This is a genomic window from Sinorhizobium sp. B11, from assembly GCA_039725955.1.
Lineage (GTDB): Bacteria > Pseudomonadota > Alphaproteobacteria > Rhizobiales > Rhizobiaceae > Rhizobium.
Map to the genome: position 1 here is coordinate 4,480,807 of CP091034.1, position 13,635 is coordinate 4,494,441.

General features: G+C 59.2%; 12 protein-coding genes. 2 read left to right on the forward strand and 10 right to left on the reverse strand.

Features of this window, described 5'->3' with window-relative positions:
* Positions 1-3: 3 nt before the first annotated feature.
* Both LVY75_32095 and LVY75_32100 read right to left on the reverse strand, forming a co-directional pair.
* Positions 4-1,644, reverse strand: coding sequence for an ABC transporter substrate-binding protein (locus tag LVY75_32095; GenBank protein ID XAZ23386.1), 1,641 nt, complete (start codon positions 1,642-1,644; stop codon positions 4-6).
* A gap of 44 nt (positions 1,645-1,688) precedes the next feature.
* Positions 1,689-2,747, reverse strand: coding sequence for a dipeptidase (locus LVY75_32100; GenBank protein XAZ23387.1), 1,059 nt, complete (start codon positions 2,745-2,747; stop codon positions 1,689-1,691).
* A gap of 211 nt (positions 2,748-2,958) precedes the next feature.
* On the opposite strand from LVY75_32100, the gene LVY75_32105 reads away from it, so the two are divergent.
* A complete protein-coding gene (locus LVY75_32105; protein XAZ23388.1) occupies positions 2,959-3,510 on the forward strand; it encodes an NUDIX hydrolase in 552 nt (183 codons plus the stop codon).
* Positions 3,511-3,563: 53 nt separating this feature from the next.
* Here LVY75_32105 and LVY75_32110 read toward each other — a convergent pair whose 3' ends face one another.
* From LVY75_32110 to LVY75_32120, 3 genes are all read right to left on the reverse strand, one after another.
* Entirely contained in the window at positions 3,564-4,589 is a 1,026-nt protein-coding gene (locus LVY75_32110; GenBank protein XAZ23389.1) for an ABC transporter permease, read from the reverse strand.
* A gap of 36 nt (positions 4,590-4,625) precedes the next feature.
* A complete protein-coding gene (locus LVY75_32115; protein XAZ23390.1) occupies positions 4,626-6,167 on the reverse strand; it encodes a sugar ABC transporter ATP-binding protein in 1,542 nt (513 codons plus the stop codon).
* A 69-nt stretch (positions 6,168-6,236) separates the two neighbouring features.
* Positions 6,237-7,166, reverse strand: coding sequence for a sugar ABC transporter substrate-binding protein (locus tag LVY75_32120; protein XAZ23391.1), 930 nt, complete (start codon positions 7,164-7,166; stop codon positions 6,237-6,239).
* Positions 7,167-7,551: 385 nt separating this feature from the next.
* On the opposite strand from LVY75_32120, the gene LVY75_32125 reads away from it, so the two are divergent.
* Positions 7,552-8,055, forward strand: coding sequence for a DUF1993 domain-containing protein (locus tag LVY75_32125; GenBank protein ID XAZ23392.1), 504 nt, complete (start codon positions 7,552-7,554; stop codon positions 8,053-8,055).
* A gap of 6 nt (positions 8,056-8,061) precedes the next feature.
* On the opposite strand, the gene LVY75_32130 is transcribed toward LVY75_32125, so the two are convergent.
* From LVY75_32130 to LVY75_32150, 5 genes are all read right to left on the reverse strand, one after another.
* Entirely contained in the window at positions 8,062-9,606 is a 1,545-nt protein-coding gene (locus LVY75_32130) for an alkaline phosphatase family protein (protein ID XAZ23393.1), read from the reverse strand.
* Complete coding sequence (galE, locus tag LVY75_32135) at positions 9,584-10,567, reverse strand: UDP-glucose 4-epimerase GalE (GenBank protein ID XAZ23394.1); 984 nt, start codon at positions 10,565-10,567, stop codon at positions 9,584-9,586. Before galE ends, LVY75_32130 begins: the two co-directional genes overlap by 23 nt.
* Positions 10,568-10,697: 130 nt before the next feature.
* A complete protein-coding gene (locus tag LVY75_32140) occupies positions 10,698-11,753 on the reverse strand; it encodes an ABC transporter ATP-binding protein (protein ID XAZ23395.1) in 1,056 nt (351 codons plus the stop codon).
* A gap of 12 nt (positions 11,754-11,765) precedes the next feature.
* On the reverse strand, positions 11,766-12,650 hold the full coding sequence (locus LVY75_32145; protein ID XAZ23396.1) for a carbohydrate ABC transporter permease: 885 nt from the start codon (positions 12,648-12,650) through the stop codon (positions 11,766-11,768).
* Positions 12,647-13,549 carry a sugar ABC transporter permease gene (locus tag LVY75_32150; protein ID XAZ23397.1) on the reverse strand — a complete coding sequence of 301 codons (903 nt, stop codon included), beginning with the start codon at positions 13,547-13,549 and terminating at the stop codon, positions 12,647-12,649. The genes LVY75_32145 and LVY75_32150 overlap by 4 nt, the downstream gene beginning before the upstream one ends.
* Positions 13,550-13,635: the final 86 nt, after the last annotated feature.

Here is a 13,635-nt window from a genome sequence, read left to right on the forward strand (position 1 = left end):
TCATCACTTCGAGATCGGGCCTACATAGTTGGTATCGAAGCTTGGACCCAACTTGAAGTCCTTAAGGCTCTTGCGATAGCCGGCCACTTCGATCTGCTGGAAGATGATGACGAAGGGGCTGTTGGCGAGAAACTTCTTCTGCACGTCCTCATACATGCCGGCGCGTTTGGCGGCGTCACGTTCGAGCAGGGCAGCCTTGGTTTCCTTGTCAAGCTCGGGCGCTTCCCAGGTATTGCGCCATGCAAGGGTCTTCACCGTGCCAGCGTCGGAATTGTCCGGATTGGAGGTGAAGGTATCGGCGTTGGAGTTCGGGTCGAAATAGTCCGAGCCCCACTGGCCGATATACATGTCGTGCGTGCGGGCACGGTACTTCGTCAGCGTCTGCTTGCCGTCGCCGGGGATGATCTCCATCTTCACGCCGGCCTGGGCGAGCGTCTGCTGCATGGATTCGGCAATACCGGTGACCGGCTGCGTGTTGCGCACGTCCATGGTAACCGAGAAACCGTCCGGCAGGCCGGCCTTGGCAAGCAGTTCCTTCGCCTTGGCAACGTCGAGCTTGTAAGGGTTCTCGTTCAATGCGCCAAGTTGGCCGGTCGGCAGGAAGGTCTGGTGGATTTCGCCGATGCCCTTGATGAGGGTCGCACCGATCGCGTCATAGTCGACGAGGTACTTGAAGGCTTCCTGGACCTCAGGCTTCTTCAGGTTCTCGTTCTTGCTGTTGAGGCTGACGTAATAGACGGTGCTCTTCGGCGCATTGGTCGTCGCCAGATCTGCGTTCTTGGCAACAGCGTCGAGATCATTGGGCTCGAGGTTGCGGGCGATATCGATATCACCGGCCTCAAGCGCCAGGCGCTGAGCCGAGCTTTCCTTCATGTAGCGATAAATGACGCGGTTAAGCTTCGCCTTCTCGCCGTAATAATTGTCGTTGCGCTCCATGACGACAACTTCGTTGGCGCGCCACTCACGCAGCTTGTAAGCGCCGGAACCGGCATAATTCGTCTTCAGCCAGTCATTGCCGAAATCGTTGTCGTACTTGTGGTCGGCATCGACGGTGACCGGTTTCACGTGGTCCACCACCAGCTTCTTGTCGACAACGGAAGCAACCGTTGCCGTCAGGCAGTTCAGCACGAAGCTCGGCGCATAGGCCTTGTCGACAGTGAAGGTGAAGGTGGTCGGGTCGACAGCCTTGGCCTTCTCGGCGACGTTGTCGCCGGTCAAGCCGAACTGCGTGAGAATGAAGGCCGGGCTCTTGTCGAGCTTCACGGCGCGCTCGAAGGACCAGGCAACGTCTTCGGCGGTGATCGGATTGCCGGACGCAAACTTCAGATCCGGCTTCAGCTTGAAGGTGTAGGTCAGGCCGTCATCGGAAACCGTCCAGCTGTCGGCGAGGTCACCCTTGATCTTCGAGGTGTCGTTCATGTCGAGACGAACGAGCAGGCTATAGGTGTTGCTGGTAACCTCGGCCGTCGAAAGCTCGAAAGCCTCGCCCGGATCCATCGAGATGATGTCGTCGATGGCGAAACCTTCGACGAGCGTGTCCTTCGGCGTCTCTGCGAAGGCAGCAGGCGCTGCTACCATCAGGAGCGAAAGGGCCGCCCCTGCGGAAAGAAGGCGGAAGCTACGGTTCAGTTTGGTAATCATCATGGTTTGTTCCCCTGTTTTGATTGATTACTAAGTATTATTTGGTCTCAGGCGTCCTCTTCCCTCCACGCCGAAGCCAGAATGCGAAGCCAGTTTTCGCTGGCCATTTTGGTCAAGTCCTCCGCACCATAGCCAGCTTGCCGGAGAGCGGCAATCAGCCTCTGGTTGCCCGAGGCATCACCGATTTCTTCCGGAATGGTAGCACCGTCAAAGTCCGAACCGAGCGCCACGCAATCGATCCCGACCCGGTTCACGAGGTAATCGATATGGCGGATCATGTCGGAAAGCGGCGTATCGGCATCGGAGCGGCCATCCGGACGAAGCATCGCCGTCGCATAGTTCACACCGACAAGACCGCGACGCTCACGGATCGCGTCGAGCTGCCTGTCGGTGAGGTTGCGGGCGACCGGTGTCAGCGCATGGGCGTTGGAATGGCTGGCGACGAGCGGCTGGTCGCTCGTCTCCGCCACATCCCAGAAACCCTTCTCGGTGATATGGGCAAGATCGATCATGATTCCGAGACGATTGCACTCGCGCACGAGCGCGAAGCCGGCTTCCGTCAAACCCGGCGCCGTATCCGGCGAGCTCGGGAAGGCAAAGGGCACGCCATGCCCAAAGATATTGTGCCGGCTCCACACCGGGCCGAGCGAACGCAACCCGGCGGCATAAAGAACATCCAGAGCAGCGAGATCGGCGCCGATTGCTTCACAGCCCTCGATATGCAGGACAGCAGCAAAAACGCCTGATACCATCGCCTTGCGGATATCTTTCACCGTTCGGCAGAGCCGCCAGGCGCCGGCACGGTCGAGCCTGAGCGCGATCGCCGCCATCTCCGTGGCGATGGCAAGCGAGGGCAGCGGGTCGAGGGGAGCAGCAAGCGGCGTCGCGTAATGGCCGTTCACATCAGGATCGGCAAACACGAGATCGCCCGATGGGACGTAAATGGCACAAAGGCCACCCGCCAGACCGCCAGCCTTAGACCTGATGGCATCTATATGGCCTGCCGTCGTACCGTTTGCGAATTCCGCGACCGGATCGCTTCCGTCTTTCGCATGGGACCAGAGTCGAAGGAGAACGTCGTTATGACCGTCGAATACGAGTTGCATCTGCTTTCCTGCACTGCCCGAACGGGCGGACCGAAGCGGCAACAATAGAAAAGCTGACAGAAAGCGCCACCTCTTTTTTTACAAATGCGCAATGTGGAAACCATGCAATTTTGCGATGCAAAAGGGCGGCGCCGCAGATACCTTGCATCCTGCGATCCGCAGCCTCAATCAGCGCAGACGGTCTTTTCTGCCAATGATCTGAAAGAACTCCATGAGTGAGGAAATTTTCCACGCGCTTACCCGACGACACCCGAATGCCAGGCTGACGGCGACCGATCAGCCCCTACCGGAAGCTGATTTTGAGGCACAGAAACACAAGCACTTTTCCCGACGGGCGCGGGGCGGAGCGATCGGCATCATCCACAATGCCAGCGGTCAAATCGTCCTCGCGAAGAGAAGCGGCATGCACGCGGGCTGGTCCCTGCCGGGTGGAACGGTCGAAGAAGGCGAGGATTTTTCGGTCGCATTTCGCCGCGAGATATCAGAGGAGATTGGCGTTTCCCTGGATCGCGTGGATCTGATCGAACTCGAGCGAAAAAAGTTTATTTCACCGAAAGGCGAAACCTTCGACTTCCTGCTTGCGGTCTTCGAAGCGCGCATAGGTGAGAGACAATTGCCCGGACCGACAGATGACGCTCTCGCCGAGGGATTGGAAATCGATCTCTTCTATCCGGCCGATATCCCTCCCGAGATGATTTTGGGGGATCGCCAGAAACTCGTGCACCATCTGAAGATATCCGGAGCCCTGGATCCTTCGTTGTGACCACAGCCGTTCTCCATAAACAGTGAAGGGGGCCGAAGCCCCCTTTTCCCGGTTCAGTGCTTGGTTCGTTTCTTCTGCCTGTAGACGTCGATAACGACGGCCGCGATGATGATGACGCCCTTGACGATTTCCTGGTAGTAAGCGTCGATCCTGAGAAAGGTGAAGCCTGACGTCATGACGCCGAGAATGACGGTACCGATGACGGTGCCAGTGATGCGTCCGACGCCGCCGGTGAGCGAAGTGCCGCCGATGACGGTCGCGGCAATCGCGTCGAGTTCATATCCGACACCCATGCTGGCTTGGGCGGTTTCAGCGCGAGCCGCCGTAACAATACCGGCAAGACCGGCAAGCAATCCCGCAATCACATAAACCTTGACGAGATGCGCCTCGATATTGATGCCCGAGACGCGCGCGGCCTGCGGGTTCGCACCGATGGCGTATGTGAACTTGCCGTAGCGGGTGTAGCGCAGCGCAATGTGAAAGATCAGCGCAACAACCAGAAAAACGACGACGGGCCACGCCTTGGTTCCGATGAAATGGAATTGCTCGGTGATCCCGGAAACCGGCTGCCCCTTCGTATACCACTTCGCCACGCCTCTCGCCGAAACGAACATGCCAAGCGTTGCGATGAAGGGAGGGATCTTCGTATAGGCGATGAGCGCGCCATTTATGAGACCGGCAGCCGACCCGATCAGCAGGCCGATCATGATCGGCACGAGAGCGGGCAGGTCGGTCAGCGAGGGGAAGACGGCTCGTCCCCAGGTAGAGGACTGGGCGAAGCTGGTTGCGATCATCGCCGTCATGCCGACGACCGAGCCCGACGAAAGATCGATGCCGCCGGTGATGATGACCTGGGTGACGCCGACAGCGATGATGCCGATGACGGAGACCTGCAGGATCATGATCGTCAGGCGCTGCGAGTTCAGAAGAAAGCTCTGGCCGATAAAGATCCAGCCGAGAATTTCATAAACGAGCGCAATACCGACCAGCACGAGGAAGATGCTGAGTTCCGGCGGCACACGCCGCCGTCTCGGCCGGGTTGCGAGGGGTGCTGTGCCCTCTGCTGCCTTGATAGTCATGTCAAACCTCCCTTTGGCGATCGTTGTCACGCGCAATCACTGCGCGGCGAGTTCCATCACCTTGATCTGCGTTGCTTCGTCGCGATTGAGAAAACCGGTGACGCGCCCCTCGTGCATCACCATGATACGGTCGCTCATGCCGAGAACCTCGGGCATCTCCGAAGAGATCATGATGACGGCGACGCCGTTGCGCGCCATTTCCGTGACCAGCCGATGGATTTCCGCCTTGGCCCCGACATCGATGCCGCGTGTCGGCTCGTCGAGAATCAGGATTTTCGGATTGGTGAGCAGCCAGCGGCCGATCAGCACTTTCTGCTGATTGCCGCCCGAGAGGTTCTCGACCCGCTCATAGAGGGTCGGGGTCTTGACACGCAGCTTGCGCGCCATGTCCTCGCAGGTTTCCTCAATCGCGCCCTCCTGAACAAAGCCGCCCTTGACGAACTTGTCGTGCAGCACGGCGACCTGCATGTTTTCGAGCACGTTGAGGATCAGAAGACAGCCCGTATCCTTGCGGTCTTCCGTGAGGAAAGCCATGCGATTGCGGATCGCTGCCGTCGGCGAAGTGATCTGTACCTGCTTGCCGAAAAGCTCGATCGTGCCGGAGCTTGCCGGTGTCACGCCGAACAGCGTTTCGGCGACATTCGATCGGCCGGAGCCGACGAGGCCTGCCACACCGAGTATTTCGCCCGAGCGCACCTCGAAGGAAACGTCGCGGAAGATGCCGGACAGGCTGAGGTCCTTCACCGACAGTACTACCTCGCCGATCGGCACCTCTTCCTTCGGGAACATCTGGGTGATCTCGCGGCCGACCATCATGCGGATGATGTCGTCGCGGGTAACATCAGTGGAGGCATGCGTGCCGATATATTTGCCGTCACGGAAAACGGAGAACTCGTCGGCGATCTCGAAGAGTTCGTTCATCTTGTGGGTGATGTAGACGATGCCGATGCCCTGGGATCTCAGGTCGCGAATGATGCGGAAAAGATGCTCGACCTCGCGCTCCGTCAGCGCCGAGGTCGGCTCGTCCATGATGAGGACGTCGGAATTGTAGGAAACTGCCTTGGCGATCTCGACCATTTGCCGGTTTGCGACCGAGAGGTAGCGGACCTCGATATCTGGGTCGATCGCGATATTGAGCCGGGCAAACAGCGCCTCGGTCATGCGATGCATCGCGCCGTGGTCGACGAATCCGAAGCGGTTCTTGGGCTCGCGGCGGATCCAGATATTTTCGGCGACCGTCATGAACGGCATCAGGTTCAGCTCCTGATGGATCATGGCGATCCCATTCTCCAGCGCATCGAGCGGAGATTTCAACCGGATTTCCGCCCCTTTCAGGCGGATATCGCCCTTGTCGGGCGTGTAGATGCCGGCGAGGATTTTCATCAGAGTCGACTTGCCGGCGCCGTTTTCACCCATCAGCGCATGCACGGAAGCGCGCTTCAGCCGGAACTGCACATCGTCGAGCGCGACGACCCCCGGAAATTCCTTGCGAACGCCCTCTGCGCTCAAGAGATATTCCGCATTCGGAACTGCGCCGCTTGCGCGCACTGCGGCCATGGTTGACGGGCTGACGACCATATCATCTCCTCCGGATACGGACAGGCTGAAAGGATGCGGGCAGAACCCGCATCCTGCTTGGCGTTTGCCTCAGTTCTTGGAGACAAAGTCCTTGACGTTGGCAGGCGTGACGAGCTGGAAGGGGATGTAGACCTTCTTCTCGACCTTTTCGCCCTTGGCAATCTTGAGTGCCGTGTCGAGCGCGCCCTTGCCTTGGCCCGCGGCATCCTGGAACACGGTGACATCGAGGTCGCCGGCCTGCATTGCGGCAAGCGCGTCCTGCGTGGCGTCGACACCGCCGACGACGACCTTGGTCATATCCTTGCCGGCTGCCTTCAGCGCCTGGATGGCGCCGATCGCCATTTCGTCGTTGTTGGAGATCACGGCATCGAACTCGATGCCGCTGGAGAGCCAGTTGGTCATCAGGTCGGCGCCCTGGGTACGATCCCAGTTGGCCGTCTGCTCTTCCACGATCTCCAGTCCCTTGCATTCGTCTGTCTTGACGACATCATGAACGTCCTGCGTGCGCATGCGCGCAGCCTGGTTGGAAAGCTCGCCCATGATAACGACGGCCTTGCCCTTGCCGCCGAGAATACGGCAGATTTCCTTGGTTTCCAGCGTGCCGGATTCCTGTTCGTTGGAAGCGACGAAAGCCTGCTTTTCGGGCAGCGTGTCGACGTTGACCGGCTGACGGTTGACGTAAACCAGCGGAATGCCGGCATCGGCAGCGAGCTTCGACATTGCAGTCGTCGCATCGGTATCGACAGGGTTGACGATGATTGCATCGACCTTGGAGGCGATGAAATTCTGGATCTGGCTCTGCTGCTTGGAAACGTCGTTCTGCGCGTCTTCAACCTGCAGGGTCACGCCATTCAGCGTCTTTGCATAATCGGTCATCCCGTTGCGCAGAACGGTCAGGAAGTTGTCGTCGAATTTCGCCATCGAAACGCCAACGGTTTCCGCATGTGCGGCCGTCGACAGGACGAGCGCCATCGCGGTGCCCAGGATAAATCTTTTCATTGCATTTCCTCCACAAAGCGGTGCCCGGCTGCACCCTCCTCACGCCGGGGTCCCAGACATCCGTCTGCGAACCTCAATCCCATGCCGCCTCTCCCGTGGCGGTTCCGTTAAAACGGAACAAACAAACCGTAAAATTTGTTTCGCGGAATATTCATTCCATTTTATCGAAACGACGTCAAGTCTCTTTGCCGATTTCCGCTGTCGCTGCGGAGTAGAAGCCATTCTGCCAAGGTGAATTGTGCATGATTGGTCTGTTGCAATCTGGCCATCATGGGAAAGGACCGTCACAGGCGCGTATTGCGAAAGCCGTAGAGATCCCCATCTAGGCGGAGCCCCAACGGCCTGCGCACACAGCCGTTTTTTAGAGAATTTGGAGAGAGGACCAATGTCCATTTCGATGTATCGTTTGACCGTGCCGATGTTCCAGCGCGGCATTGCCAGTCTGAAGACCTATCTCGACAAGGCGGAAGCCTATGCCGAGGAAAAGAAAATCGACCCGGCCATCCTCATAAATGCACGCCTTGCCCCGGATATGCTGCCGCTTTCCGGCCAGTATCAGCGCGCCAGCGATAGCGCGAAGTTCGCGCTCGCCCGCCTGACGGCAACTGAGGCGCCGAAGTTCGAAGATAATGAAACGACGATCGCCGACCTGCGGGAGCGTATGGCCAAGACCGAAGCTTACCTTGCGAGCTTTTCTGCCGAAGCTCTTGATGGCAGCGGTCTAAGGGAAATCACGGTTCCGGGCCGCAACGGCTCTGTCGTTCCCGGCATCGAATATGTCGCGCTCTTCGCGCTGCCGAACTTCTATTTTCACGTGACGACGGCACACGCCATCCTGCGCAATCAGGGTGCGCCGGTCGGCAAGCGGGACTTCCTCGGAAACTTCTGACGCCGCTCAGGGCCGGTACATCACCGGCCCTTTTTCCGTCAGCTCGGTATAGGCAAGCGTCTGATCCAGATGTCGCGCTCTGAGCGACAGCAGCCGTTCGGCATAGTGGAGCCGCACCAAAGCATAGGCCGGGTCATCGGCAAGATTGCGCAGTTCCATCGGATCCTTGACGAGATCGAAGAGCAGTGCTGGCAATGAAGTGAAATGTACATATTTGAATCGCTCGTCGCGGATGACGGCAAGATTCAGCTCGTTCGGCCGAAGGCCGAAATGCCGTTCCGCTTCGCCATGGGCGATATCCCGGAAATCGAATTCCCAGAACGCCGCATCCCGCCAGCCCTGCGCCATACCGTCATCGAGGAAAGGCGCAAGCGAGCGCCCGTCGATATTGTTGGCAGGTCTGATGCCGAGCCGATCGCAGAGCGTCGGGAACACATCGGCAGCACTGGTGAAACTCTCGACGATACCGCCGGCTGAAGCCGCGCGAGGATCGCGGATGACGAGAGGAATATGATAACTGCCCTCGAAATAGCCGCCCTTGCCGAGCGTCCAGTGATCACCCGCCATCTCGGCATGATCGGACGTGAAGACGACGATCGTGTTGTCCCATGCGTCCGCATCCTTCAGCGCCTGCCAGATCCGACCGAGCTGGTCATCTACCTCGGCGATCATCCCATAGTAGATCGACCGGATGGCGTCGAAGTCGGCAGCGCTCAAATCGCTGAGCGGTCCCTCCGCTCCATGGATGAAGCTGCCTTTTTGAGTTCGCGGCATGGCATAGGCGAGATAGGGATGGCCTTGCTGTTCCCTTTCACGGTCCGTCGCACGCGCAAAAGCTGGGCCTTCCCCAGGCCCGAACATCCGGTTGAAGGGCTCCGGCACCGAGAAAGGCGGGTGCGGCCGCAGGAAGGAAATATGCGCGAACCATGGCGCATCCTGCTCGCCCATCCAGCGGATGAATTCCCCTGTCAGAAAAGCGGTCTGCGTTTCTTCGCGTGAATAGGCTGGCGCCGCATTCGAGATTTCCCCTGCGACAGTCCCGACCGGAATATGGACATCGCGGCTGGTGGCATCCGCGCGGCCGCGTGAGCGTAGCCATGAGAGCCACTGCCTCTCATGCTCCGGCAGAAGCTGGCGGACAGTGAAACCCGGCAACACACCTTCATAGGTCGTCAAATGCGGGTCATTGGCATCCATATCGCGCGGATCGGGCGCCGTATCCGTATAGCCGAACAGCGTCGGGTCGTAACCCGCCCGCCTTGCTGCCAGCGCCAGATTGTCGAAACGCCGGTCGAGCGGCGAACCGTTCCGGCAGACCCGGTGGTTCATCTGGTAGAGGCCGGTATAGAGCGTGGCCCGCGCCGGCGAACAGGGAGCGGCACCGGCATAATGCCGCCGGAAGAGCGTCCCGTCTTTAGCTAGGGCATCGACATTGGGCGTCCTGACGCAGGCGTGCCCCACAGAAGAGAGACAATCGCCGCGCCATTGGTCCGCAGTGATGACGAGAACGTTGGGCTTTGAGCCGCGTTCAGTGATGGTTTGATCGCGCATGCCAGTTCCAGGCCGACTGGATGATCCGCGAGAGATCATATTGCGGCACCCAGCCCAGCACGTCCCGCGCCTTGTCGTTATTGGCAACCAGCGTATGCGAATCGCCCTCGCGACGACCGATATACTCGACCGGGAACGGCTTTCGGGAGACGTCTTCGATGGCGCCGAGCAGTTCCTTCACCGTCGTGCCGGTGCCCGTGCCAAGATTGAGCGCGACGGATTCACCGCCATCAAGCAGATATTGGACGGCGCGCACATGTGCGTCCGCAAGATCGAGAACATGGATATAGTCGCGCACGCAGGTGCCGTCGCGCGTCTCGTAATCGCTGCCGAAAACCTTGAACCCCTGGCGACGGCCGAGCGCTGCATCGATCGCCAGCGGGATCGCATGCGTTTCCGGCTGGTGCCATTCGCCGATCCGGCCTTCGAAATCGGCACCGGCGGCATTGAAATAACGCAGCACGACGGAGCGAAGGCTCTTGTACTGGTCGTAATCGGCAAGCGCCTGTTCGACGATATATTTGGTACGGCCGTAGGGATTGATCGGCACCTGGCGATGCGTCTCATCGAGCGGCACGCTCTGCGGCAGACCATAGGTCGCGCAGGTGGACGAGAAGACGAAGGCATTGATGCCGGCGGCCTGCGCCGCCGACAACAGCGTCAGCGTGCCGATGACATTATTCTCATAGAACGAGACCGGATCCTTGACCGATTCGCCGACTTCGATCAGCGCCGCGAAATGCAGGATTGCCGACGGCTTATGCTTTGCCAGCACCTCATCGAGACGGGCCCTATCGCGAATATCGCCCTCTTCCGCCGGTCCCCATTTGACGAATTCGCGATGGCCGTTGGAAAAATTATCGAAGACGACGGGCTTGTAACCCTTGTTCGCCAGATCAAGACACGTATGCGAGCCAATATATCCCGCACCGCCGACGACGAGTACCGTTTCACCTGCCATGCATCTCACCTTTTGCAAGCCACAGATGCGCGGACCTTAGCCAAGTTACACGTCAGTAAAAAGTTATCTCGGTTACATATCTGCAAAAATAAGAAGATTAGAGGCGGCTTGTATATGAAAATGCACGTGTTTACAGGGCGATTGCTTGGCCGGTCCCGTCGAAAAGATGCAGTTCATTCCTGTCGAACTGAAGGCTGATGGCCTCGCCGACGGTGAGCCGGGCATTTCCGGCAAGCCGCACCGTTACCAGCGCACCGTCGGAAAGGGCGACATAGGCGTAAGTATCTGAGCCCAGTCGCTCCACCACGTCCACCTTGCCGTCGAGATTACCCTGGCCGACAGCGGTCACGGTAATGTCTTCCGGCCGTACGCCAAGCTTGGCTGCATTGGCGGGCGCCGAAGCGAGGTCGAGGCGCCCCGAACTGGCCACGCGTAGTCCACCATTCACGCGTTCCGCGTCGAAGACGTTCATCTTCGGCGAGCCGAGAAATTGCGCGACGAAAAGATTGGCCGGCCTCTCATAGAGATCGATCGGCGAGCCGATCTGCTGGATTTCACCGTCTTTCAAGACCACGATCTTGTCGGCAAGCGTCATCGCCTCGACCTGGTCATGGGTGACGTAAATCATCGTCGCTTTCAGCCGCTGGTGCAGCTTGGCGATCTCGATGCGCATTTCCGCTCGGAGTGCCGCATCGAGATTCGATAACGGCTCGTCGAACAGGAAGGCGACGGGATCGCGCACGATGGCACGGCCGATCGCCACGCGCTGCCGCTGGCCGCCGGAAAGCTCCTTTGGTTTGCGGTCGAGATACGGTTCGAGCCTCAGCGACGCCGCCGCCGCCTGCACGCGCCGCGCAATCTCCGTCTTCGGCGTGCGCGCCACCTCCAGCCCGAAGGCCATATTGGCGCGCACGGTCTTGTGTGGATAGAGAGCATAGGACTGAAAGACCATGGACAGGCTGCGGTCTGCCGGGCCGAGCTCCGTAACATCCTCGCCGTCGATCAGGATTTGGCCGGAGGTGGCCTCCTCCAGACCGGCGACGAGGCGCAGCAGCGTTGACTTGCCGCTGCCCGACGGACCGACGAAAACGACGAATTCGCCGTCTTCTATATGGAGGTCCAGTCCGCCGATGATGTCGAGTGCACCGAAGGATTTGCGGATCTTGCGAAGTTCAATGACGGCCATGTGCCAGTCTCCTCACGCCTTGACGCCGCCGGCGCCGAGGCCGCCTTGCCAGAAGCGTTGCATGACGATGAATGCGATGATGACGGGAACGATGCTGATGAGTGCGCCGGCCAGTACCAGCGTGAAAAGAGCCGCCCCGCCGCCCGAACCGACGGTCGCCGTCGCGTACCATTGCGCCAGCCCCACCGTGACGGGGAAATATTCGGCCGAACTCAGCACCACGAGCGGGAGGAAGTAGTTGTTCCAGGTCGCCACGAAGGAGAGGATCAGCACGGTGGCAAAGCCCGGCATCAGAAGCCTGAGCGTCAGCGCCGAGAAGATATGGAATTCACCGGCGCCATCGACTCGACCGGCATCGATCAGCTCATTCGGAATGGCATCGTCGGCATAGACCCGCATGAGGAAGACGCCCGGGGGATAGACCAGCGACGGCAGGATGACCGCCCACGGCGTATTGACCATGCCTACCTTCGACATGAGCAGGAAGAGCGGCACGACGAGCGCCGTCTGCGGGATCATGACGGCGCCGAGGATGATCGCAAAGATCAGGCGCTTGCCGCGGAAGTCATATTTTGCCAGCGCATAGCCGGCCATGGTTGAAAAGAGTGCCGCGCCGATGCCGGCAACCGTTGCATAGAAAACGGTATTGAGCAGCCACCGGGCAAAGATGCCACCCTGATAGGAAAAGACCTGGCGGATATTCTCGAAAAGCCGAAAGTCGCCCGAGAACCACAGCCCGAAGGTGGTAAAGAGGTCGTTGTTCGATTTGGACGCCGCCACCAGGACGTAAAACAGCGGCAGCGCCGTATAAAGCCAGATCACGGCGAGGATTGCCGTCAGCGTCCAGCGATTGCGGCGAAAGGCGGAAGAGCGTTTCGATTTGCCGACGATGGTCATTTGCGGCCTCCGCGGTTGACGATCAGCATGAAGGCATAGGAGATCACTGCCGTGACGCCGCCGAGCACAAAGGAAACCGCAGCCGAATAGTTGTACTGCTGGTTGGTAAAGGCGAGCGTGTAGGCGTAGTAGTTCGGCGTAAAGGCATTGTTGATGACAGTCGGCGCCAGATTGCGCAGCAAATAGGGCTCGGAGAAGAGCTGCAGCGAGCCGATGATCGAGAAGATGATGGTGACGACGACCATCGGAGCGATCAGCGGCAATTTCACCCGCATCGCATAGGTAAAGCTGTTCGCCCCGTCCATGGAGGCCGCCTCTTCGAGATCGGCCGGAATGGCCTGCAGGGCGGCGTAATAGATGATCATCTGATAGCCGGTATATTCCCAGTTCGCGATATTGGCGATCGACGGCAATATCGTGCTCGGCCCGAGAAAATTCGGCGGCGGCAGACCGATGGCCGTGGCAAGCTGTGTGAACGGTCCAAACGACGGGCCGTAGAGATAGCCCCAGATCAACGTCGCGATAACCGCCGGCACGGCATAGGGAATGAAGAAGCTGATGCGGAAAAAACTCTTTGCATAAACCGTGCCGCTATCGAGAATGAGAGCGATAAGTAGCGCCGCTGCCACCATGCCGGGGATCTGGATCAGGGCAAATTTCACCAGCACGATGACGCCCTGCCAGAACTTGGGATCGCCGAGCGCGCGCACGAAATTCTCCGCGCCGACGAATTTCGTCCCGGCAACCACTGTTGTCTTGTAGATTGCCAGCGTGAAGGCATAGGCCATCGGCGCGATCAGGAAGGCGATGAAAAGCAGTGCGAAAGGCGCGAGGAAGAGATAGGGCGCAATTCCCTTGCTCACCCGGTATCGCCGCTTGCGGCTTTTCAAACCGGCCATGTATCCGTCTCCGGCAGTTCAATGCGAAAGGCGCCGGCATGGCGCGCGTGATGCAAAAGGATGCGGGAAGAAAATCCCGCATCCCC

Coding starts and splice junctions, on each gene's coding strand:
- LVY75_32145 (XAZ23396.1), bottom strand. CDS start 12,650: ATGACCATCGTCGGCAAATCGAAACGCTCTTCCGCCTTTCGCCGCAAT.
- LVY75_32140 (XAZ23395.1), bottom strand. CDS start 11,753: ATGGCCGTCATTGAACTTCGCAAGATCCGCAAATCCTTCGGTGCACTC.
- LVY75_32110 (XAZ23389.1), bottom strand. CDS start 4,589: ATGACTATCAAGGCAGCAGAGGGCACAGCACCCCTCGCAACCCGGCCG.
- LVY75_32120 (XAZ23391.1), bottom strand. CDS start 7,166: ATGAAAAGATTTATCCTGGGCACCGCGATGGCGCTCGTCCTGTCGACG.
- LVY75_32150 (XAZ23397.1), bottom strand. CDS start 13,549: ATGGCCGGTTTGAAAAGCCGCAAGCGGCGATACCGGGTGAGCAAGGGA.
- LVY75_32100 (XAZ23387.1), bottom strand. CDS start 2,747: ATGCAACTCGTATTCGACGGTCATAACGACGTTCTCCTTCGACTCTGG.
- LVY75_32115 (XAZ23390.1), bottom strand. CDS start 6,167: ATGGTCGTCAGCCCGTCAACCATGGCCGCAGTGCGCGCAAGCGGCGCA.
- LVY75_32095 (XAZ23386.1), bottom strand. CDS start 1,644: ATGATGATTACCAAACTGAACCGTAGCTTCCGCCTTCTTTCCGCAGGG.
- LVY75_32105 (XAZ23388.1), top strand. CDS start 2,959: ATGAGTGAGGAAATTTTCCACGCGCTTACCCGACGACACCCGAATGCC.
- LVY75_32130 (XAZ23393.1), bottom strand. CDS start 9,606: ATGCGCGATCAAACCATCACTGAACGCGGCTCAAAGCCCAACGTTCTC.
- LVY75_32125 (XAZ23392.1), top strand. CDS start 7,552: ATGTCCATTTCGATGTATCGTTTGACCGTGCCGATGTTCCAGCGCGGC.
- galE (XAZ23394.1), bottom strand. CDS start 10,567: ATGGCAGGTGAAACGGTACTCGTCGTCGGCGGTGCGGGATATATTGGC.